The organism is Methanothrix thermoacetophila PT (genome assembly GCF_000014945.1).
Taxonomy (GTDB): domain Archaea; phylum Halobacteriota; class Methanosarcinia; order Methanotrichales; family Methanotrichaceae; genus Methanothrix_B; species Methanothrix_B thermoacetophila.
In genome coordinates this window covers 1,224,797-1,246,725 of the sequence record NC_008553.1, presented here as the reverse complement: position 1 = coordinate 1,246,725, position 21,929 = coordinate 1,224,797, and the positions used below count along the sequence as shown (strand labels likewise).

Here is a 21,929-nt window from a genome sequence, read left to right as displayed (position 1 = left end):
GTCTGAGGGGGAAGCTCTGTACACCTACATCAACCGCTTTCTGCATCTTGTGCAAGATTGCTGATCCGCTGAATCACAGGGAAGAACCACCGATAAATCTATACGTCATCAACCACATCTGGACTTTCGGTCAGAGGATGTCTTTATCTGGGTGAATCTGTGGTATCATTTCATGGGGGTTCTGGATGATCAGGATGTCCATCAGAATGCTTATTCCTTTACTCACGATTGCTCTGGTTGCCGGGGTTGTTGCAGCACAGACCTCTAATGAGGCATTTGTTCCGGTATCCGGCCAGCAGGTGGGTGGAGAGTTCGGAAGGGCATGGCTCCAGAATTTTCTCAGGTACAATGAGCCGCCTGTGGAGACGGATCAGGTGAACGACCTCTGGAGCTGGGGTGGGGCTCCCAAGGGGAAGAGGATCGTCGGAGGCAAGCTCGTTCCGGATATGACTGTGAACTACACGAACATAACCTCAGACTGGCTTGGTGAGATGCCGCTCGGAACAATAGTTAACCTGAACGGGAGCAGGTATGCCACCCTGAAGGAAGGTCTCCCGCTGTCGCCGCTGTACCTCTCAGACGATCCATGGGTCAGAGCGCAGCAGCTCGGCACGATAGTGAGGACACCAACGGATTACTACTACCCGCTGATCTGATACAGTGAAATCCAGGAACCGAGGCATGAATGAGCTGACTCAACAGCTCTGGCACGCCCATATCCGAAGCTCACACTGAGAGGAGCGGTCGTCTCTGATCCGATGCCTGGAGGCAGCATTTGCATATCAAGGAGATCGAGCTCAGGAACTTCAAATCGTTCGGCAGAAGGGCTCTCGTACAGCTTAAAAAGGACTTCATAGTCGTCACAGGGCCCAATGGAAGCGGAAAATCCAACATCATAGATGCCCTCCTCTTCTCGCTCTGCCTCACGAGCTCCAGGGCGATGCGCGCTGAGAGGCTGCCGGATCTGATTTACCGCGGCGATGACGGAAGAGCCCCGGACTTCGCAGAGGTTACTGTGAGGCTCGATAACAGCACCAGAACCATGCCTGTGGACAGCGATGAGGTTGTCATCACGAGACGCATAAAGGTCAACGGCGAGAGGTACCATGCGCAGCACTACCTGAATGGAAGGGCATGCACCCAGGCCGAGCTCCAGGAGCATCTGGCGAGAGCAGGAATAACCCCTGAAGGCTACAATGTGGTGATGCAGGGGGACGTCACGAGAATAATCGAGATGGGCCCCACGGAGAGGAGAAGGATAATCGATGAGATCGCCGGAGTCTCCGAGTTCGAGGAGAAGAAACAGCGCGCAATGGCTGAGCTCGATGTCGTCAGGGAGAGGATCGCCCGCGTGGATGTCATACTCGAGGAGGTCGGCCAGCAGCTCAGGCGGCTCCAAGCCGAGCGCGACAGGGCTTTGAGATACAGGGCATGTCGTGAGGAGAGGAAGAAGCAGGAAGCCTATCTTCTGCTTGCAAGATTCAAAGAGGCGGAGGCCGAGATCAGCGCGCTTGACGATGAGATCACATCCATCACCTCCGAGAAGTCTCAGCTTCTACAGAGCCTTGAGGCTGGAAGAGAGGAGCTGAGGAGGCTTGAGGAGCGGCTGAAGGCCGTGGAGGGCGAGATCAGCCACAAGGGGGAGGACGAGCAGCTCAGGGTGAGGCGCGAGATAGAAGAGATCAGGGGAAAGATCGCGAGGGAGGAGACGAGGATCGAGGCCGCTGATGCAGATATAGAGGAGGCGGACAGATCCCTTAGCCAGTGCTTCATCGAGATGGACAGGGTGAGAGCTGAGATCGCTGCCATCTCCGAGCAGCTCAGTGATAAAGCCATGAGACGGGCTGGCATTCAGGGGGAGCTGGACGACCAGAGATCCCAGCTCTCATCGCTCCGAGCAAACATCTCCGATGCTGATAGCAGGTTCGCCAAATACAGGGAAGAGCTGGCTCAGCTGATTAAAGAGATTGAGGATACCCGCTCCCAGATCGGAGAGAGACTCAGAGAGAGGGATCGGCTTCTCGATGCAATCCGCAGAGCTTCGATGGAGAAGGAGGAGATCGCCACAGAGATCACAGAGGCGCTGAGCAGCATCTCTGCTGCATCCACAGAGTCTGAGAGGCTCGAGAGGGAGGTTGAGTCCATCGCCTCAGAGGCAATGGATCTCGATAAGAGAAGAGAGGAGCTGGAGTCGAGGAGGCTCAGCCTCCGCAGGGAGCTGGCAGAGCTCGACAGGAGTCTCCAGAGGCTGCAGAGCGAGTACGCGAGGGTCGAGGCCCAGGTCAGGGCAGCCGAGGAGAGGTCCGGCTACAGCAGAGCAGTAGAGGCAGTGAGGTCTGCGATGAAGCGTGGCATACTCCAGGGCCTCTGCGGCACGATCGCGGATCTCGGAGAGGTTGACAGGCGGTATGCTGCGGCGCTTGAGGTCGCAGCTGGTGCAAGGCTCCAGAGCGTGATCGCGGAGAGCGATGAGGATGCAGCAGTTGCGATAGATTACCTCAAGAGATCCCAGATAGGCAGAGCGACATTTCTACCACTCAACAAAATGGAGGTAGGATCGCTGCCTGAGGTTCCAAGGGTGCCAGGGGTCATCGACTTCGCCCTGAACCTGATAAGATTTGATGATCGTTTCTACCCTGCCTTCTGGTACGTCTTCAGAGACACGCTCGTCGTTGAGGATCTCGATACCGCCAGGAGGATGATCGGGCGATACAGAATGGTGACACTTGATGGAGATCTGATCGAGCGGAGCGGCGCGATGACAGGTGGACACTACACATCCCGCCTGAAGTTCGCAGCAGAGGAGAGCAGGAGGCTTGTGGGGATATCAGAACGCATATCAGCCACAGAGGCGAGGAGAGGCGAGCTGCTCGAGAAGCTCGATTCCGTCGAGGAGGAGATATCATCCATCAGCAGAAAGCTCGAGTCCCTAGACAAGGAGATCTCGAGGAGGACATTCCTGCTGGAGGAGAAGCGAGCGCTGAGAGGCAGAATGGAGCGGTACATCGAGGAACGCAAGTCCAGGCTCTCGGAGATGGAGAGGGAGAGCGAGGAGTGGAGGAGCAGGCTCACAGTGCTGGAGCAGGAGATGCAGGAGCTCGAGTCCGCGCTCTCTGAGAAGGGAGATCTCAGGGAGAAGCTGGAGCGGGATATGCAGGGCTCCAGGATCCCTGAGATGATGGAGCGGGCGGAGCAGCTCGAAGGCGAGATCAGGAGGCTCGAGTCCAGGATCATGGATCTGGACTCCGAGATCATGCGCTGCAGACTTAAGGAGGAGAACCTGAGGAACAGGCTGGATGAGCTTGCGCGTACGAAAGAGCTCCTGGAGCTCAAGAAGAATGATGCGATCCAAAGGCGCAGCTCAGCGCTCTCGAGCATGGAGGATCTCAGGGCCGCACTGGATGAGCTGAGCAGAAAAGAAAAGGATCTCGACAGGGAGCTGCACGGCCTGAAAGGGGAGAGGGGGTCTCTCATGGAGAGCATAATCGGCAAGGAGCGCGAGATAGGCGGGATGGAGAGAAGCATCGAGCGTCTCGATGCAAGGCTTACGGCGGTCTCAGGGGCAAGAGAGGAGATCTCCATAAGCATGCAGTCTCTCAGATCCGAGATTGAGAGCGCGGGCATCGATCCCTCTGAGGCTCCCCCCAAGAGCGAGACGATAGCTGCGAAGATCAGAGCGCTGGAGGAGGAGATGGCATCGCTCGAGCCTGTCAATATGCTCGCCATCGACGAGTACGAGCGCGTTGATAAAAGATTCCGCAACCTGAGCGATCGCAGAGAGGTTCTTCACAGGGAGAGGGAGGGCATCATAGAGAAGCTGGAGCGATACGATCAGCTCAAGAAAGATGCCTTCATGAGCTGTTTTGCTGCTGTGAACCAGAACTTCAGGGAGATATTTCACGAGCTTTCCGGAGGAGATGGTGAGCTTGTGCTCGAATGCCCTGACGATCCGCTGAGCGGGGGTATGACGATAAGAGCGAGGCCAGCTGGCAAGGTCTTCCACAGGCTTGAGGCGATGTCAGGTGGGGAGAAGAGTCTCACCGCGCTCTCATTGATATTCGCGATCCAGCGGTTCAGGCCTGCTCCATTCTACGCGATGGATGAGATCGACATGTTCCTCGACGGGGCGAACGTGGAGCGGGTGGCTAAGATGATTCGCAGGATCTCCAGGGATGCGCAGTTCATAGTGGTATCGCTGAGGCGCCCCATGATACAGCAGGCCAGCTACACAATCGGTGTCTCGATGCAGGAAAAGAACATCAGCAGCGTGACCGGAATATGTCTGAGCTGAAACCTGATCCATACGCAGGTCTTGAGATGAGCGACCCGGCTGAGGTGCTGGTTGAGCTCGCCAGGCGGGGGGAGCTCGACCCCTGGGATGTGGATATAGTTAGAACCACCGAGAGGTTCCTGGAGTACGTCGAGTCGCTGGAGCGAAGGGATCTGCGGATACCTGCCAGGACTCTTCTGTACGCCGCGATCCTCCTCAGAATGAAGTCAGATGCAATGGAGGAGCAGGAGGAAGAGGAGGAGATCGAGGAGGCACCTGTCGAGACACATGAGGATGTGGCGTACACCCTGCCTCAGCCGCCAGTCCGCCGCCGGACCAGACGACCTGTCACGCTTGACGAGCTGATAGCTGAGCTCAAAAAGGCCGAGATGATTGGGAGAAAGAGAGCGATACGCCAGCGCCTTGCGGAGCCAGAGGAGGAGATACTGGACCTCTCCCATGAGGAGAACGTCGAGGAGAGGATAAAGATGCTCTCTCCTGTGATAGAGGATATGCTGAGCATGAAAGAGATGGTCGAGATCAAGGAGATCGAGGGCGACCGGATAATGAACTACCTCGCGCTCCTCTTCATGGCTCAGAGGAAGCAGATATGGCTCGAGCAGGAGCAGTTCTTTGGGGATCTCTTCATCACCCGCCCCGGAGGGGGAATGTGAGCGCCGCTGGACAACAGCTCTGTAAACCGGCGTCTCTGGGTCTGATAGATTCTGATTCTCTGTGACCTCCTCTCCTTTGGAGTTTGCGCCCTGATGCTCTCTATTTTCCAGCACTCGCATAAATGCTCATCAGGTCCATTCCCGCTCTGGTCCTGATTCCAGAGAGCTGCTCCACCGTGCGCGCCATGTCCTCCTCCAGACCTCTGCACTGGGGATAGAAGTGTGTGAGTATGATCTCCCCGACATCACTCACAATCCGGCCGAGTGCTGCTGGAGTTGTGTGATTCGTCACCTCAAATCCATCCGGGAACGAGCACTCATGGACGAGCAGGTCGGAGCCTGATGCGAGCTCAGAGACGCTTGCAGCCGGCTCGGTGTCCCCGGAGCATGTGACTGTGCGGGAGCCCTCGATCCTGTAGCACAGCGCCGGAACGCTGTGGATCGCGGATGCACTGGACACCCCAAATCCGCATATCTCAAATCTGCATCCCGCGCTGATCTCTGTGACGTCCAGCTTTATCGAACGCAGATAAGGGTACAAGGACTGCAGCGATCTCATCAGCTCCTCTGTGCCGACAGGCCCCCAGATATTGAGCCAGGGCTCTCCAAGTAAGTACCTCGCCTTTGCGAGTGGCAGGAGATCTGCAACATGATCCAGATGGAGGTGCGTGAGAAGCACAGTGTCGATCTCAAGCGGGCTCATGCCGATCTCACCAAGCCTGAGAATAGCGCCCGCCCCGCAGTCGATGAGCAGCACATCCTCATCACGAATGAGCAGAGATGACTGCGCACGATCTGCCTGCGGTATCCCCACCCCTGTGCCGAGAAGAATGACGTTCATTCGCTCACCTCTCGCCCCTACACACATCACTGAAATCTCCACCGGATTGTGCTGGCATATGTTGGTCTTCTCCACCATGCAGCTTGTGGGTCAGTGACTTCCTCCTGGATATCGGAGTTTGCACCGCTACTATATATCAAAGATCCGCATGCGCTCTCGATGCTCATGCAGGAGAGGATGATCTCTCATCCTCTGGGACGTATATCACCTGGCCGCTCTTGAGCCGGTAGGCTGTGCCTATCCTGGTCCCCTGACCTCCTCCGACCTGCTCCGTCATGTTAAGGACCTGGATGCTGCTCATATTCTTTATTATTATCTGCATATCTGGATCGCCGGGATTCTTCACAACGGTGACGCTGGACGTTGGATCCAGAAGCTCTGAGATGTTGTAAGCAGTGACAAGCGCGAGGAGAAGCGCCACAGCGAAGACCATCGCGATATCGAAGAGGTTGGCGACACCCTCCATCGGGTCCCCATCGATCTCATCAAGAATGCCCATCCGGCCTCTCATCCAGAGCCCTCCTGAGAATAGCCGCGGAATATTCCAAATCGCTCAGGTCCTGATGGTACCACCTGTTTCTGATAAGAAGGGAGCAGTAGCATATTCCACCAACAACCAATCCTATAACAGTCGTTGCAAACGCTATTATAAGGCTCGCCGCCATCGACTGCACATCTCCCCTTGAGAGGCTCACCAGCGCAGGGCCCATTGGTATCAGTGTGCCCATCAGGCCCAGTATCGGCCCCACCCTCATGCCAATGCGCAGAGGCTCGAGCCTCCTGGCCATATCCAGCTCAGCATCCTGAAGTATCTTCTCGAGCCTGACGCGGAGTATGTTGCTCTCAAGAGAAGCGGCGATCTCCCCCAAAACGCCAGCCAGCTGGGGGGATCTGTACCCACTTAGGACCTCTGCAGCCTCCTTCTCTCTCCCGGAGGATGCGAGGGATGCTGCCCTGAGCGTCACCTCCTCCAGCTCGTGAACGTCTCTCCTCCTGGATGTGTACTCCTGGATCACGGATCCAACCAGGATGAGCGACCAGCCGAACAGAACAAGCAGGCAGATCATGTCCGGGTAGAGAAGAGATGTGGAGAAGATGTAGAGAAGGCTGACAGTGGTCTCATAGATCATACAATCACACCTTTCCTCCTGATTACGTATCCTATGGATATCAATAACAGCAAGATCAGATAAGATGGAACGAGCTCGGAATGCATCTCAGGTGCTATACAGTCCAGAGATGTCTTCTGCAGCTGGATGTATGATGGGAGGAGCATTATCGAGAGGATGTAAAACCCTCCCAGGAGCATCATCACCCGCCCGATGATATCCGGCCCTCCTCGAATACGTCTCAGAAGCAGCGAGATCGAGGTGATCGTTACGAACAGCATGAGGCCCACAGCTGCGCCGATTCTCGCAGGTGAGATTTTGATGACATCCGCAAGAACGCCGCACGAGAGAAACGTCGCCACCATGCATGCAGGGCATGGGATCGAGAGTGCCCAGAAGGTCTTGCGTGAGATGTCCGTACCGGAGCGCCTCCATTCTCTCAGCGTGAGCATTCCGAGGGCTACAAGGCAGATTGCCAGAACTGTGTGCATCGCCACACCTGCTCTGATCATCTCTGCCATCAGATCTATGGACATTCGATCGATTACAAAGCCCATTGCAGTGGCCACCAGGAGATAGCCTGATGCGACCAGTACGATCTCTCTGCAGCTGAGATGCGCAAGCCCGCATCCCATGCTGGCCTTCAGTGCGAATATCAGCAGCCCCGTAAGAACGCCGAGCGCGATTGCAACATCCAAGCCGATCACCTGTTAAACTTAATTGGCTTAAGGTCAAGTTTTTTTGGATATATCTCTTGCGGGCAGAATCGAGATCGATTCCAGACAGGCGTTAGCGCGGGTTCATGCGAATCCTGATGGCGCCCTCGAGGGCGAATGGCCTTGGAGGAGGGGCACTTGCATATGAAAGAAACAGCACCCAAGCTTTATACGGTACATCCACCATTCTTGGAATGATGAGCATGGTTGAGATCCCGGAGGGCAAGCTGATTCCAGCAATAGCACAGGACTGGAAGACGGGAGAGGTGCTGATGCTGGCGTACATAAACAGCATCGCGCTTTCCAAGACACTCGAGACCGGAGTTGCGCACTACTGGTCAAGGTCGCGGGGGAAGCTGTGGCGTAAGGGGGAGTCCTCAGGAAACGAGCAGATTGTGAAAGAGATACTCGTCGACTGCGATGAGGACGCAATCCTTCTGAAGGTGGAGCAGAAAGGGGGTGCATGCCACACCGGATACAGATCCTGCTTCTACAGGACCCTGGACGGGAGGATAGTCGGGAAGAGGATCTTCGATCCGGATGAGGTCTACAAGCGGTGATCATTTGAACTACACGCTCTGCGACACTCCTATTTTAAAGGCGACGGCATCTGTCGATTCGGGGAGAATCCGGGTCAGGGCTGATGGTCTTCTCTCAAGGCTTCCTGCGATCTCATCTACCCTCTCGATGATAGATGGAAACATCCCTGCATTCGCTGGAGAGTCTTTGTACATATCCACATGGTTGCCACCTGTTCCGAGCAGGGCGTTCGATCGGTTTGTCAGGAGCCAGGTACTCGCATCCCTCGGCAGAAGAACCCCTGACCAGATCACGATATCCGTGACAGAGGAGTGTCCCAACAGATGCAAACACTGCGCGCTGCCGGATACTGGAGAACATCTCAGTCTTGAGCCTGAGGATGTCCAGAGGATCATAGATCAGGCGCTCGATCTCGGATCCACACTCATAATATTCGATGGCGGGGAGCCGTGTATGTACAGAGAGCTTCCAGAGCTTGTGAGCTACGTGGATGATCGGGCGGTGACCACCATGTTCACATCCGGCGCCGGATTCACAGATGGTCTGGCGAAGCAGCTCAGAGATGCGGGGCTCCAGGCGGTGAACGTGAGCCTGGACAGCCCCCTGGAGGAGGAGCATGACGCCATCCGTGGGCGTAAGGGTGTGTACAGAGATGCGATGAACGCTATAAAGCATGCGCTGAGCGCAGGGTTGCTGGTAGACCTGTACGTCGTGCTGAGGCATGATAACATAATGCATCTACAGAGCTTCCACGAGCTCGCGCGCAAAATGGGCGTGCATGAGCTCACGTTCTTCGAGGTCGTGCCGACAGGCAGGTGCGCCGGCTCAGAAGATATCATGCTGGATGATTCAGATCTCTCTGCGCTGGAGATGTTCGTCTCAAACGCACCCCCGCCGAGGATATTCTCCGTGCCTGCGGCGCTCAAACGCTTAGGATGCTTCGCGGGGAGAAGCTGGATGCATGTCACACCATCTGGCGACGTGTACCCGTGCGCATGCTACCCGAAGAGTTATGGAAACGGTCTCAGAGAATCGCTATCCAGAATCTGGAAAAGGATGTCAGATTTTCCTTATAAAGGAATTAACAGATGCCCTATGCGATTAAAAGGGCCATCCAAAAATCTAAATAGGTAATAATGATGGTAACTCCGTATTGCTATGGAGCTAACACCAGTTCAGAGGGATATACTAACCGCGTTGATCAACATACATCGACGTGAGGGAAGAGCTGTAAAGGGAGAAGAGATCGCAGAGCTGATCGACCGCAACCCTGGCACTATACGCAACCAGATGCAGTCGCTCAAGGCGCTGAATCTCGTGGAGGGGGTCCCGGGGCCAAAGGGCGGATACAAGGCGACTGGAGCTGCCTATGAGGCGCTGTGCCTTGACAACAGCGGCGATGTCGTTGATGTGCCGATAATCAAGAACGGCGTCCAGGTTGAGGGCGCCTCTGCGAGCGAGATCATATTCAACAAGGTCATGCAGCACGACAGCTGTAGCGGCATGGTTCGGATCACAGGGAATGTCAGAGATTTCAACATAGGAGATGAGATCGAGATAGGGCCAACTCCGGTGAACAGGCTCTACATAAAGGGAGAGGTCACCGGCAGGGACGATACGATGAGCAGGCTGATATTCAAGGTCAGTGAGATGATCTCGGTGCCGAGGATACCCGTGAAAAAGATCGCACGCCGCGCGGTCAGGATCAGCCCCTCCTCATCGATCCAGGACGCCGCCAGAACCATGATACATAACGGCGTGAGTGAGGCGCTCGTCGATGAAAGCTCGCCAGGACTTGTGAGCCTGTCGGATCTCGTGAGAGCGATTGCAGAGGGCCGCACATGTGTTGATGTCAGAGAGATCATGACCAGAGGATATCTGACGATTGACTCGGACGATCTGATATACGAGGCGATAAAGATCATGGGCAAGACAGGTGCAGCCCAGATTGTGGTCACCGAAGGTGGGGTGCCATGGGGTCTGGTCAACCCCCTGGACATAATCCGATCGCTGACTCCAGCATAGCTAGCTGCGAATCTCGGTGCCATCGTGTGTGCCATCTATCGCCCTGATCAGATTGGCCACATTCCTCCCATCAACAACGACTGTTGGGATGTGACTCCGCTCGATTATTTTGGCTGCAAGCGGATCCACAGGGGATTTCGAGCCTGCTTTGAGTTCGATCTGGCTCATCATCCTGGAGAGGTCCTTTGCACCCATCCTGGGGATCTTCACAGCCCCCGGATCCTTCTCCGGGTCTGAGGTGTAAACGCCGTTCACGGATGTGGCGATGACCAGAAGTGTCGCACGGGTGTACTCCGCCAGGAGGGCTGCGACCGCGTCTGTTGTCTGTCCCGGAGATACCCCACCCATGACCACCATCCTGTATGTTTTTGATGCTTCGATAGCATCATCATAAGATTCAGGCACCCTGAAGGGCGCAGACCCATCGAGTGCCGCGGCCAGGAGAGCTGCGTTCATTCTGGTCGCCAGTATCCCTATCGAATCGCAGAGGGCCTCGCTCGCGCCCACGTCGCGCGCCTTCCCTATGTACTCACGCGCGAGGGCCCCTCCCCCGACGACCACATAGACCTGGTTGTCCCTTGCGATCGTCCTTAACGCTTCAGCATATCTTTTGAGGCCGGCGGAATCCTGTGCTGCGAGAACAGATCCGCCCAGAGAGTATACCACGATCATCTGAATCCCTACTCTGGGAGAGCGTGGTGGCTCATAACACTTTCCTGTGCGCCCTGCTCGACGGGCGGTCCTGAGCGAACTGCGGTTGTTGCTGCGTGTGCCACAGGCTCAACACGTTCTCTGATCAAACCAGTGGAACTCCGAAGGAGAGATCCTCGAGCTCCAGAACCTTCCTCCAGACTGAGCGGCAGCTGCAATCCACATTGAGATCTGCCCGGCTCTGGCTCAGTGAGAAAGATCTTATCGCAGCCGCAACATAACCATCACATGTGCCGCAGTTGTGCGGCCCCCTCCGCGCACCCGCACCCACAGGGTCGCATATCACCGGAATTTTCAGCGAAGCCTCTCGGAGCACCTCCACCGCTGACCAGAGCCAGGGGGGTCTGTAACCGCCGCGCTGCCACATCCTCTCAAGCGGTGTGTTCCTCTGGACGTTACAGAGGTTCAGTGATATGATATCCGAGTAGGGCTCTGCGTCTCTCGCAGACCTCATTGCATCAGCGATCGCCTCCATCTCAGATAGCCCGGGGGGCTTGAGGAGAAGGTAGGTCTTAACACGGCCTCCGAGAGAGTGTATCATATCAGAGGCTCCTGTGAAATCGAAGAACGTGAACCCCTTGTTAATCAGATACGTCCTCACAAGATCGCTTGAGCTCTCCAGCCCGATGCCTATCTCCGCATCCAAGAAACTGAGAATCTGCTCAAGCGCAAGGCGATCGATGTACTCCGGCCTGGACTCTATGACAAGCCTCCTAACATCCATATCTCTCAGCGATCTCAGTATCTCAAGGCGCGCTGCCTCAGGAACCTCAGCAGGATCGAGGAAGCTGCCACTGGTATATATCTTGACAAGCTCCGCGCCCTCGACTTTATCGAGTATCGATCTGAACTGCGCGATGATATCCTCAGCGCTCGCATCGACCCCCTCCTGTGCATATCCGCACATCACACACCTGTTCCATCTGCAGCCCCTGGTCCTGAGTATCACTGTAGTGGATTCGGCAACCCTTCCATCAAAAAGATCCCTGCCGCGCCAGACTGCAACAGGGGATCGAGCGCTCTTCATCATTCTACCTGATATACCGCATTGCGCTTATAGCTGCTGATGCGCCCGAGCCGACCGCGGTTGCAACCTGCATTCTTCCTCCCGTGACATCTCCTGCTGCAAACACGCCCGGCATCGATGTCTCCTGTGTGAGGCGGTTGACCTTCACGAATCCTCCTTCGGTCAGCTCAAGCCCGAGATCCTCCGCGAGCTTTGTGTTTGGAGAGACCCCCATCTCCACGAATATGCCGTCCACCTTCAGAGACCTAGGCGTCCCCCCGACCACGAACTCAATGCCGCTGACGAACTCATCTCCTGTGATGCGTGTCACCTCGACGCCGAAGGTCTGTGTTATGTTATTGATGCCCTTCAGCCGATCGAGGTACACAGCCTCGGCAACAAGCCTCTCCCGCGGACATAGAAGATGGACCCTGCTGCATATGTTCGAGAGGTACAGCAGCGCCCGGGCCGCGCCGTTGCCATAGCCGACAACGGCCGTCGTTCTGTCCCTGAAGAGGGCGCCATCGCAGTAAACGCAGTATGATAGACCTCTTGTGACATACTTCTCCTCTCCCGGAACTCCAAGCTTCCTGTGGCTCGCACCGGTGGCAAGGATCAGGGCTCTGCAGACGTACTCCCAGCTCTCGGTCTTGATCCTGAACGTGTCATCCAGGTGGACTATCTTCTCGACCATCTCCTGCCTGTACTCTGCCCCGTACTTCTGCGCCTGAGAGAGCATCCGCTCCGAGAGCTCGATGCCCTGAATGCCATCCGGAAATCCAGGGTAGTTCTCGTAAAGTCCGCCCATTGACTGCTGTGAGGTGTAGACATTTCCCAGTATCAATGTCTTCATGCCACCTCTGGCGCAGTACATGCCGGCAGTCAGACCCGCCGGACCGGCACCCACAACGATGACGTCATACAAGGGAAGACACCAAAGTTAGTTTGCTGGTTAATGGTAGATAATACGATCGCTCAGAGCATGACTGTGTGGGCTACGCCATCTTTCCACAAAAGCTCTTTTCGTCCAACTATCTTATATAACAGGATTGATAGATGGCGTAAATGCTGACGCTCTTTTGTCTCTAGCAACTTGAAGGACATACAAGCTGGTTGCTGAAATCATTCAGCATCCAGAAGTGCATAGCAAGACCTGTGTCTCTTCTGGCAAGCCATCATATGGATAAGAGCGAATGCTGAACTCTGAGCATCCCTTTCTCCACGGCTTTTTGGCATATCGCAATTCCACTCAGAATCTCTGTATGCGAGAGGACTATTCTGGGAAAAAGAGAATCCTTATATTCAATAAAAGCAAACAAATTATAGATGATATCGCGCGACAGCTATGTCCTGAGGGCGTTCCTGGCCTCCACATTGCTCGGGATCACCATTGTTCTTCTCGCATTTGGCCTCATTCAGGTCTTCATGTACGGCCCGACTCTTCCGCACTCCCTGATACTCGTGATAACCGCGATAAGCTTCGTCATATTCGTCGCGCTCTTTGAGCGATACCAGGTGGGATCGGTGGCTGCGTCGCTTCTTGTATCTCTTTTATCAACAGCACTCCTCACAACCCTCTCAGGCGGCGTCGTGTACCTCATGGAGATGAGCGACATCAGATGGGAGGACGCGATATCAGCGCTCGCTCTCTCGATGATGCTCTCGATGGCGCTGCTCAGCTACCTCAAGCGCTCCCTCGGGCGGCTCGGAGGTTACTGAGATCTGTAATCGCAGAACATACACTAACGCGCCTGTCTGCGCGCCGAGCGATTTGCCACCCTGTTCATCTGGTCATGAACGTTTTCCATACAACTTATGCACAGCAAATCCGATAAATAGTATCAGTCGATTCTTCAGCACAATGGTCCTGATCGATCCATACGGACGTAAGGTCACAGGTCTGCGCATATCTGTCACATCCAGATGCAATCTGAGATGCATCTACTGCCATCACGAGGGAGAGGTGACGGGAGGGGAGATCTCCAGGGAGATGGCGGTGAATGTAGTAAACGCTGCATCACGTCTCGGAATAAGGAGCGTGAAGATAACAGGAGGAGAGCCGCTGATGCGCAGTGATCTCGAGGAGATGATAGCTGGCTTCAAGGAGGTCGCACCCGGGGTCGAGATCTCGATCACCACCAACGGCGTATACCTGAAAGATAGAGCTGAAGGGCTTGCTGCAGCCGGACTTTCGAGGGTCAACATAAGCCTGGACTCGCTGGATCCTGATATGTACAGGCGAATCACAGGCGCAGGAGGGGGCGACCTGGAGAGGGTCCTCGATGGGATAGAGGCAGCTCAGCTCTCCGGATTGAGACCTGTAAAGCTCAACATGGTGGTTCTGAGGGAGAACGAGCGCGAGATTCCGGAGATGATCGAGTTCTCCCGGAAAAGAGGAGTGATTCTGCAGCTCATCGAGCTCCTAGGGGATGGCCCAAAGGGTGATCTGGAGAGGGTGGAGAGGCTGCTTGAGTCGGAGGCAGAAATGGTCCTGACAAGAGAGATGCACAGGCGCAGGAAGTACTTTCTGAACGGCGCGGTTGTTGAGATCGTCAGGCCCATGGACAACACTGAGTTCTGCGCGCACTGCAATCGGCTCAGGGTGACCTCGGATGGAAGACTGAAGCCATGCCTCCTGAGAAACGACAACCTCCTGGAGATAAAATCGACGGATCCGGATGAGATCGAGAGGCTGATCCTGGAGGCTGTGAAGAGGAGGGCACCGTTTTTCGATGGAAACGCGAATGCCGGCCGCTGAGCGGTAAGTGATACTGTATCCAGCATCGATGATATGAGACAACGCATGAAAAACGATGTTCTCAGGCCGGGACCGGGATTCGAACCCGGCTCGAGGGATCCACAGTCCCGCAGGATGACCACTACCCTATCCCGGCGCGCGAGGAGATCGAGTCTGTGATCGGAGATAAAACTTTCTCTCCATAGCGAGATCACAGGACGCTCTGCGGGCCCAATGTGGGGTGGCACCGGGCCCGATCTCACCACACCCTTCTCAACAGAAATGTGAGCACCATGCATATCGATGCCGCGACTGCTTCCATGCCTGGCTGTCTCATGGGGGCGCTCTCGTTCTGGGATCTGTTCTGGCCGGCCTCTGCCAGAGGTCTCCAGTATCCCCGAATCTTCAACGGGTATGCGAGATCTCCACCAGGAACCTCGCGATCGCCGATTACGAAGACGTATCTACCCACCATCCCCGAATCATCCCAGACGGCCACAAGGTACCGGCCATCAGCCGGAATCCTCACAAGCTCCTTTTGACGGGTCCAGTATGTGGTGCGGGTGAACGGTTCGAAGAAGGTGGTCGCGTTTTCCGGCGGATTCAGCATCACAGTACCGAAGCCCTCCGGTTTGTACACCCTCACAGGAGGCCTGGCCGGTGCGAGACCACGACCCATCAGCGCCATCCGGGGCTTGAAATTCTCATGCCCCTCAATCTGTGGTATGAGTATGCTCAGCAGTATCGTCTGGCCGCGGGTGGCATTGAATGAATAGTAATCCACATCCTCAGGAGCATCCAGAGTCGCGTAAATCGCAGTTGAGATCGTCGGGTCCTCCACAACCCAGGGATCACCCGCTGTGATATCCACACCCTCAAAGAAAGGCTGATGAGCCGCTGCCCCCATGGCAAGCATCAAAAGCATCGGGATGACAAAAGGTACAAGAGATCGCATTGTCCCACATCTCCTTGCTGAAGTCAGACTGGTTCACTAAAATAGTTGTCGTCGAACCGGTTCGGGCAGTTTTTCCACATGAAGCGGGAAGTTCCGCCCTTCGTGTATATACCGCCCTAAAGAATTTATCTGCGTGCGCTCTGGGATAGTCGGAGATGGATGTTTAGGGAACCGATTCGCTGAAAACAGCCCGACAACTTCTCCGTGAGCGGTGAACGCAAGCGAGGTGTTTAATTGCAGACTCTTGAGATTGGAGGCAGGCGGTGGGAGCCTGATATCAGACGGTTGAGCGATATGCGCGAGCTTCTCTGCGATACAGAATGGGCATCATCCGCTGATGATATCGATCTCTACTACATGTACAGGGACCTCTACCTGAGCAGGGCTGACCAAAACACTCTTATCGAGCATGATCTTCGCTACGACATAACAATCATACCTCCCAGAATGCTCGGGAGGGAGTATGTGAAGACGGCTGGCCATTATCATCCAAAGGTCCCAGGCACGGATGTGACATATCCCGAGGTCTATGAGGTCCTTGAAGGAGAGGCGCTTTACCTCCTCCAGAATGAGGACGCGAGCTCTGTCGTGTGCATCGTAGCATCTGAGGGTGATAAGATCGTTATACCTCCAGGATATGGTCATATCACAATAAACCGCTCAAACAGGCGCCTGAAGATGTCGAACTTTGTATGCAGGAGCTTCTCCTCCATATACGGCCCATACAGAGATCTGCGCGGCGGAGCATACTACTACACAAAGGAAGGGTTCGTGAAGAACCCCAGGTACAGGGATCCCGCGCCCGTCAGGTGGCTGGAGGCACCAGATGAGGCTCTCCTGAGGAGATTTGGGCTCAGCCGCAGCAGGGAGATGTACTCCTCTCTCAAGAACCCCATCGGGCTGGAGTTTCTGACCAGACCACAGGATCACCTGAGCCTCTTCGAGAACATCCTGGAGTGATAGCATGGATGTGAGTCGGCCCTGGGCCTTTCTCTGCGATTGCCTTGGGGACTTCAAGAACATCCTGGAGTGATAGTATGGATGTGAGAGCGTACCTGGAGCTGCTCCGTCCGCCTCTGGCGCCCATGGATCTCGCGCTTCCTGCTGCATCAGCTCTCCTCTCCGCTTATGCGACCACAGGCTCGCTTCCAGGAGCGGAACCGTTTCTGATAGCCACGATCGGGGCGTATTTTGCGATAACCAGCTCATACGTCTTCAATGACTACGTGGACGTCGACGTTGACAGGGTGGCGATGCCTGACAGGCCCCTACCATCAGCCAAGGTCAGCAGGCGCGGTGCCGGCATTTACGCCCTCGTCCTTCTGATGCTCGCGGCAGCCGCGGCGACATACCTAAACCCTGAGAGCCTGGTGATGCTCATAGCTGCCACAGCGATCATAACCGTTTACTCTGCATGGGCGAAGCGGAGGACTCCGCTGAGCTGGATGTTCGTAGGGCTGGCATATGGCATGGTCCCTGTTGGCGTCTGGCTCGCCATATCGCCTGCTGGATACCTCATGCCCGGTCCCGGCTTTCATCCTGCAGCCCTGATCCTGGGTCTAATGATATGCATAACAGACTGGGGGTTCACGAACTGCGATGCATCCCGCGATGTCCCGGGAGACAGGGCAAAGGGCATACCCACAACCCCTGCCACTTACGGGATTCCACTCACATCGAAGCTGGTGGCAGCCTTCTGGACTATCGGTGTGATCCTGTCGCTGCTGCTCGGAATCTTATCAGGCCTCGGCGCTCTCTATCATGCGACTGCTATTCTCTCAGGCATATGGATGCTCATGCAGTGCGCGGATTTCGTCAGGAATCCAACACCATCGCGCGGCGAGATGCTCTTCTACCAGGGCGCAAACTACAGGGCAGTGCTCTTCGCAGCCCTGATGCTCGATGTGTTTCTTGGAGTGATGATCTGATGCCCGACGAAGGGCGGCAAAGATGAGGATCTGCTGCCTCCACGAAACATATGCGGTCAGGAGAGAATCGATCGTGTTTCAGAAGAAGTGTGTATCCTTCCTGAAACCCGTGATGATCAGCGTATCATAGGTTTTCTTCGGAAGTGTTATTATCCTGAATGAAAGATACTCCAGGGATAATGGCTCAAACAGGAACCGCGGATCTCCCACTTCACGATGGCAGAGCGCCACCATGGCTCTTCAGTAGAATGCGACTTCTCGCAGGCGAGATAGCCAGGGTGATCATATACGAATATGGTGAGCAGGAGCTCCTCCGTAGGATCTCGGATCCATTCTGGTTCCAGGCGTTCTCCTGCGTCCTTGGATTCGACTGGCACTCATCGGGCACAACGACCACAACCACCGGAGCGCTGAGGGCGTCTCTCCGACCTGAGGATGGTGTGGTGGTTGCAGGAGGAAAGGGAGCGACATCTCTGAAAACCCCTGTGGAGATCATGCGCTACGGGGAGATCTTCTCGCTGTCGGAGAGGAAGATCGAGGATCTCATAAGGGCGAGCAGACTCTCTGCAAAGGTTGACAACGCCCTGGTGCAGGATGGCTACAGGCTCTACCACCATGCATTCATACTGACATCAAATGGGGAGTGGGCAGTGGTCCAGCAGGGGATGAACGAGAGATACGCGCGCAGGTACCACTGGCTCTCCGATAAGTTATACAGCATGATCGAGGAGCCGCACGCAGCGATATGCGCGCAGCGCCTCGAATCCAGGGTTATGGATCTCACATCAAAGGAGAGCAGGGAGAACAGGCAGGCCACGCTCGATCTCGTAAGGGATGGACCATCACACATCAAAAAATACACAGCACAGCGGAGCCTGGAGGATTTCTCGCCGGCGCTGAGAATGCCTGCCAGGCATGAGATTCTACCTGTGGATATCGGGAGAGATGGCCTCAGGATCCTGCAGGCAGCCTATGAGCTGCAGCCATCAACTTACGAAGAGCTTGTAATGCTCAGGGGCATGGGACCGAAGAGGGTACGCGCACTCACCCTGATAGCAGAGCTGATTTTCGGGGCACCGCCGAGCTGGAGGGATCCTGCCAGGTACAGCTTCGCCCACGGCGGGAAGGACGGATATCCGTATCCTGTAGACAGAGAGAACTACGATCGGAGCATAGAGCATCTCAGAGAGGCGCTCCAGGAGGCGAAGCTGGGCGATAAGGAGAAGTACGAGGCGATGAAGCGGCTGTCAGGATTCGTCAGACACACGCGGTGAATTTATGGCCAGAGACCAGAAAGATCATTACTACAGGAAGGCCAAGGAGGAGGGCTACCGGGCGAGGTCAGCGTACAAGCTGAAGCAGATAAATGATAAGTTTCACATCATCCGCAGAGGTTCGAGAGTTGTCGACCTCGGCGCAGCGCCCGGAGGCTGGCTTCAGGTCGCCAGGGAGCTATCCGGCGGCATCGTTGTGGGTGTGGATCTGGAGAGAATAGAGCCTCTAGAGGGCATTGTCACTATACAGGGGGACATCACGAAGGAGGAGACCCTGGAGCAGATCGCAGCTGCCCTCGGAGGGCAGGCGGATGTGGTGATATCGGATGCTGCTCCGAACCTCTCAGGGATATGGGATGTGGATCACGCCAGATCTATAGATCTCTCCAGAGCGGCGCTCAGGATCGCGAAGCGTCTCCTGCGTCCGGGCGGCAGCTTTCTGGTGAAGGTATTCCAGGGAGATATGTTCAATGATTACCTTGAGGAGGTTAAACGCGAGTTCAGCTCGGTGCATGCTTACACTCCTCCTGCATCCAGAAAGGAGAGCGCTGAGATCTACGTGATAGGGAAGAAGCTGCTCAGCGCGCCTGTCAGGTCCGGCGAAATCTATGATGTCACGGTGGACTCCGTCGGACGCACAGGCGACGGGATAGCGATGATACAAGGATTCGCTGTTATCGTGAAGAACGCATCTCCAGGGGAGCGGCTCAGGATAAAGATCGGTCCTGTAAAGCAGAGGTTCGCCTTTGCATCGATACTGGAGAGGCTTTGACGAAGAATGTGAGCGCACAAACCCCTTCTGAAAGAGAGAAAATCACTTTGGATCGCCCCCCCTGCTGCTGAGCATATGCCGGATGCTATATGTGATACCCGATCAAAAACGCCACCAGCGCCATCCCCATTCCCATCTTTATCCACCTCTGAGATCCGGAGGCATCGCCGCAGAGCATTCTTTTTATGGAGAGGAGAAACGCAAGATTCGCGATGCTGACCGCAGCCTGGTAGTCGATCCCCAGCGGCACGAGATAGCTCAGCAGCATCGCCACAATCAGAACCAGAGATGCCAGGACGAATGATTTTCTTTTTCCAATGAACGCGGGGAGCGTTTTGGCGCCATGTGCGAGATCTCCTGGGAGATCCTCGATATCCTTGACGATCTCCCTGCTGAGTGTTGCGAGTGCTGAGAGTATGGAGAGAAACGCTGTTATGCTCGACGGCGATGCTGCCAATCCGCCGAACAGGAAGGTGGTGCCAGTCAGGTACGAGATTGCGATGTTGCCTGCAACAGGCAGCCCCTTGAGCCTCGCAGCATATATTATGAGAACAAATGAGTTCAGCAAGGCCAGCGCAAGACAGCTCTGATTTATCAGACCTGCGATTAAACAACCTGCGATGAACAGCGCCACCGACCATATCAGAGCTGCACGCGGGGAGATCCGGCCGCTCGGTATCGGCCGATCCGGCCTGTTCACAGCATCGATCTCCCTGTCGAAGTAGTCGTTTATCGCATTGCCTCCGCCGGTGATGAGAAGCACTGCGGAGAAGACAAGAACAGGAGTGTGCAATGACTGCAAAAGCGCCCCTGAGACCAACATGCCCGTGAGCGATGCAGCACCTGCCATCACGCAGTTCGCGGGCCTCATGATCTCCAGGAGGGTCAAGAAGAGCGCCTCCGATCTTTGGTCTCAAGAGAAGTGTTCACAAGGAAAAGGACATACAGCTCCGCTAAGTAGCTGTCGATCGATCTCCCCGGCGGGGACCTTCGTCTTATCAGATAGGTCCTTCTCCCCCTGAAAACGGTCCTGCTCCTTTTCACAAGCCCCCTCCTCTCGAGGCTCCGCACGATACGCGAGCACTTGCTGCTGCTTATACCGAGAAGCCTCGCAAGTTCGGACTGCACGACACCGTCGCTGCCGATCAGGGCCAGAACTCCCTCCTCGAGATGGCCGCAGTGCCTCAACCCTGCACCACTCAATCCCAAGCCTCCATCGACCGGAGCATCTAGCAGATTTTCTGAATATATATTTTTATCTAAAAGCCTAATGGTCTGTCTGTACTATTCACGCATGATTGAGAGAGCTTCGCAGATATCATGTGTCAGAAGGCATCTGCAGATCTCAGGAGATTGTTATTGAGCTGGAGTATTCTATAAACCCTTATTTTTACAATGGCGGATTCTCGCTGATATCGTATTTGTCTCACATTTGCCTCAAAACCAGAGGTTTTTTTAGGAATACTCGCTGAATAAATTATATATATCGGCGAGTAAACAAATGTATATGTCACTGTGCAAAAATCAAAGAGGTTTTTTGATATTGCTCCTGGGGCTGCTGGCAGGAATGGTTTTGACCTTTGTGGCAGCGCGTTTATCTATGAGCACTCCTTTACTCACGGCGCTTGTGATTCTCCTGCTGTTCGTATTCGCCAGTCTTCCCATACTGTGGAACATCAAGGGCTACTATGATCATCTGAGAGATGTCCGGAATCTGCTGGAGAAGAAGCTCTCGTCGGGTTGCAACCAGGCCGAGCTGGTTCAGCTGGTAAAGGATGCTCTGGTAGTTCAGTCCAGTGGGATGCAGGGCGTAGCCAGGGCCACAATGGCATTGACACTGAGCGTCATCCTCGGTGCTGCTATATTCCTGCTCATCGCCAACCCTTTCAAATTACAGGATACGACTTTGGACAAAATACTTCCAACTTTGAAGGACATCCTCCTCGCGCTTACCGGCGCCATCTCCTCCATAATCGGTTTCTACTTCGGCGGCCGCGCCACACAGGGCGCTGAACCGCAAAATGGTGGTGGCCCTCCAGCGCCGGCTGCAGCAGCAAAGCCTGCAATTGAGAACTTCACAACAGATCCCGATAGTCCTGCTACGCCAGGGACAAAGGTGAAGATATCCTGCAGCGCCACCAACCCATCAAATGGATTCCTACAGTACAAGTTCGAGGTTCTCGACATGGATGGCAAACGGGTTGATGGGACACAAGGATACCAGAACCAGAGCGTGTGGGTCTGGAGTGCTGATGTTCCTGAGGGTAAATATTTCATCTGGGTTTATGTGAGAGATGGCCTCCATGCAGATATCGGAGGATATGACGCAAGAGAGATGAAGGAATTCGAAATTAAAAAATGATGAGAATCT

At 55.1% G+C, this 21,929-nt stretch carries 23 protein-coding genes and 1 tRNA gene; 13 read left to right on the top strand and 11 right to left on the bottom strand.

The genetic code is table 11. The features are described 5' to 3' along the window. Positions 1 to 185 precede the first annotated feature (185 nt). From MTHE_RS06050 to MTHE_RS06040, 3 genes are all read left to right on the top strand, one after another. Positions 186 to 656, top strand: coding sequence for a hypothetical protein (locus MTHE_RS06050; RefSeq protein ID WP_011696337.1), 471 nt, complete (start codon positions 186 to 188; stop codon positions 654 to 656). 119 nt (positions 657 to 775) lie between these two features. Beyond that, a complete protein-coding gene (gene smc, locus MTHE_RS06045; RefSeq protein WP_011696336.1) occupies positions 776 to 4,291 on the top strand; it encodes a chromosome segregation protein SMC in 3,516 nt (1,171 codons plus the stop codon). After that, entirely contained in the window at positions 4,279 to 4,944 is a 666-nt protein-coding gene (locus MTHE_RS06040) for a segregation/condensation protein A (RefSeq protein ID WP_011696335.1), read from the top strand. The genes smc and MTHE_RS06040 overlap by 13 nt, the downstream gene beginning before the upstream one ends. Before the next feature lie 100 nt (positions 4,945 to 5,044). On the opposite strand, the gene MTHE_RS06035 is transcribed toward MTHE_RS06040, so the two are convergent. The 4 genes from MTHE_RS06035 to MTHE_RS06020 form a co-directional block, all read right to left on the bottom strand. Continuing rightward, positions 5,045 to 5,785 carry an MBL fold metallo-hydrolase gene (locus MTHE_RS06035; protein WP_175265862.1) on the bottom strand — a complete coding sequence of 247 codons (741 nt, stop codon included), beginning with the start codon at positions 5,783 to 5,785 and terminating at the stop codon, positions 5,045 to 5,047. 163 nt (positions 5,786 to 5,948) lie between these two features. Then, complete coding sequence (locus MTHE_RS06030; protein ID WP_175265861.1) at positions 5,949 to 6,296, bottom strand: DUF2149 domain-containing protein; 348 nt, start codon at positions 6,294 to 6,296, stop codon at positions 5,949 to 5,951. Then, positions 6,271 to 6,915 carry a MotA/TolQ/ExbB proton channel family protein gene (locus MTHE_RS06025; RefSeq protein WP_011696332.1) on the bottom strand — a complete coding sequence of 215 codons (645 nt, stop codon included), beginning with the start codon at positions 6,913 to 6,915 and terminating at the stop codon, positions 6,271 to 6,273. The genes MTHE_RS06030 and MTHE_RS06025 overlap by 26 nt, the downstream gene beginning before the upstream one ends. After that, positions 6,912 to 7,592 (bottom strand): DUF2162 domain-containing protein, encoded by a 681-nt coding sequence (locus MTHE_RS06020; RefSeq protein WP_011696331.1) that lies wholly within the window; start codon positions 7,590 to 7,592, stop codon positions 6,912 to 6,914. The genes MTHE_RS06025 and MTHE_RS06020 overlap by 4 nt, the downstream gene beginning before the upstream one ends. A 212-nt stretch (positions 7,593 to 7,804) precedes the next feature. On the opposite strand from MTHE_RS06020, the gene hisI reads away from it, so the two are divergent. The 3 genes from hisI to MTHE_RS06005 are packed head-to-tail and all read left to right on the top strand — an operon-like array spanning position 7,805 to position 10,175. Beyond that, on the top strand, positions 7,805 to 8,170 hold the full coding sequence (gene hisI / locus MTHE_RS06015) for a phosphoribosyl-AMP cyclohydrolase (protein ID WP_011696330.1): 366 nt from the start codon (positions 7,805 to 7,807) through the stop codon (positions 8,168 to 8,170). Positions 8,171 to 8,174: 4 nt separating this feature from the next. Next, the gene (locus MTHE_RS06010; protein WP_232840831.1) at positions 8,175 to 9,284 is read left to right on the top strand and encodes a radical SAM/SPASM domain-containing protein; all 1,110 of its coding nucleotides are present in this window, start codon (positions 8,175 to 8,177) and stop codon (positions 9,282 to 9,284) included. Between the two features lie 24 nt (positions 9,285 to 9,308). Further along, positions 9,309 to 10,175 carry a CBS domain-containing protein gene (locus MTHE_RS06005; protein ID WP_011696328.1) on the top strand — a complete coding sequence of 289 codons (867 nt, stop codon included), beginning with the start codon at positions 9,309 to 9,311 and terminating at the stop codon, positions 10,173 to 10,175. On the opposite strand, the gene pyrH is transcribed toward MTHE_RS06005, so the two are convergent. The 3 genes from pyrH to MTHE_RS05990 all read right to left on the bottom strand — a co-directional run bounded on the left by pyrH (position 10,176) and on the right by MTHE_RS05990 (position 12,817). After that, a complete protein-coding gene (pyrH, locus tag MTHE_RS06000) occupies positions 10,176 to 10,847 on the bottom strand; it encodes a UMP kinase (RefSeq protein WP_011696327.1) in 672 nt (223 codons plus the stop codon). Positions 10,848 to 10,971: 124 nt separating this feature from the next. Next, complete coding sequence (locus MTHE_RS05995) at positions 10,972 to 11,913, bottom strand: archaeosine biosynthesis radical SAM protein RaSEA (protein ID WP_011696326.1); 942 nt, start codon at positions 11,911 to 11,913, stop codon at positions 10,972 to 10,974. A 4-nt stretch (positions 11,914 to 11,917) separates the two neighbouring features. Continuing rightward, on the bottom strand, positions 11,918 to 12,817 hold the full coding sequence (locus MTHE_RS05990) for an NAD(P)/FAD-dependent oxidoreductase (RefSeq protein ID WP_011696325.1): 900 nt from the start codon (positions 12,815 to 12,817) through the stop codon (positions 11,918 to 11,920). Between the two features lie 401 nt (positions 12,818 to 13,218). On the opposite strand from MTHE_RS05990, the gene MTHE_RS05985 reads away from it, so the two are divergent. Both MTHE_RS05985 and moaA read left to right on the top strand, forming a co-directional pair. Then, entirely contained in the window at positions 13,219 to 13,611 is a 393-nt protein-coding gene (locus MTHE_RS05985; protein ID WP_011696324.1) for a hypothetical protein, read from the top strand. A 142-nt stretch (positions 13,612 to 13,753) separates the two neighbouring features. Further along, positions 13,754 to 14,650, top strand: coding sequence for a GTP 3',8-cyclase MoaA (moaA, locus tag MTHE_RS05980; protein ID WP_011696323.1), 897 nt, complete (start codon positions 13,754 to 13,756; stop codon positions 14,648 to 14,650). Positions 14,651 to 14,714: 64 nt separating this feature from the next. On the opposite strand, the gene MTHE_RS05975 is transcribed toward moaA, so the two are convergent. Further along, positions 14,715 to 14,786 (bottom strand) — tRNA-His (locus tag MTHE_RS05975). A gap of 102 nt (positions 14,787 to 14,888) precedes the next feature. After that, positions 14,889 to 15,584 (bottom strand): hypothetical protein, encoded by a 696-nt coding sequence (locus MTHE_RS05970; protein WP_011696322.1) that lies wholly within the window; start codon positions 15,582 to 15,584, stop codon positions 14,889 to 14,891. Positions 15,585 to 15,818: 234 nt separating this feature from the next. On the opposite strand from MTHE_RS05970, the gene MTHE_RS05965 reads away from it, so the two are divergent. The 4 genes from MTHE_RS05965 (at position 15,819) to MTHE_RS05950 (ending at position 19,558) form a co-directional block, all read left to right on the top strand. Further along, positions 15,819 to 16,544 carry a glucose-6-phosphate isomerase family protein gene (locus MTHE_RS05965; RefSeq protein WP_011696321.1) on the top strand — a complete coding sequence of 242 codons (726 nt, stop codon included), beginning with the start codon at positions 15,819 to 15,821 and terminating at the stop codon, positions 16,542 to 16,544. Between the two features lie 77 nt (positions 16,545 to 16,621). Then, complete coding sequence (locus MTHE_RS05960; RefSeq protein ID WP_011696320.1) at positions 16,622 to 17,512, top strand: UbiA family prenyltransferase; 891 nt, start codon at positions 16,622 to 16,624, stop codon at positions 17,510 to 17,512. 158 nt (positions 17,513 to 17,670) lie between these two features. After that, complete coding sequence (locus MTHE_RS05955; protein WP_011696319.1) at positions 17,671 to 18,786, top strand: DUF763 domain-containing protein; 1,116 nt, start codon at positions 17,671 to 17,673, stop codon at positions 18,784 to 18,786. 4 nt (positions 18,787 to 18,790) lie between these two features. Further along, positions 18,791 to 19,558, top strand: a complete 768-nt coding sequence (locus MTHE_RS05950; RefSeq protein WP_011696318.1) for a 23S rRNA (uridine(2552)-2'-O)-methyltransferase — start codon at positions 18,791 to 18,793, stop codon at positions 19,556 to 19,558. An 85-nt stretch (positions 19,559 to 19,643) separates the two neighbouring features. Here the strand turns inward: MTHE_RS05950 and MTHE_RS05945 are convergent, their stop codons facing one another. Together MTHE_RS05945 and MTHE_RS05940 are read right to left on the bottom strand one after the other, a co-directional pair. Continuing rightward, positions 19,644 to 20,447 (bottom strand): geranylgeranylglycerol-phosphate geranylgeranyltransferase, encoded by an 804-nt coding sequence (locus tag MTHE_RS05945; RefSeq protein ID WP_011696317.1) that lies wholly within the window; start codon positions 20,445 to 20,447, stop codon positions 19,644 to 19,646. Beyond that, positions 20,444 to 20,761, bottom strand: a complete 318-nt coding sequence (locus MTHE_RS05940; RefSeq protein WP_175265859.1) for a helix-turn-helix transcriptional regulator — start codon at positions 20,759 to 20,761, stop codon at positions 20,444 to 20,446. The genes MTHE_RS05945 and MTHE_RS05940 overlap by 4 nt, the downstream gene beginning before the upstream one ends. A gap of 397 nt (positions 20,762 to 21,158) precedes the next feature. Between MTHE_RS05940 and MTHE_RS05935 the strand changes: the two genes are divergently transcribed. Then, positions 21,159 to 21,920: a hypothetical protein gene (locus MTHE_RS05935; RefSeq protein WP_175265858.1), complete on the top strand. Its 762-nt coding sequence runs from the start codon at positions 21,159 to 21,161 to the stop codon at positions 21,918 to 21,920. The last annotated feature ends 9 nt before the right edge of the window (positions 21,921 to 21,929 follow it).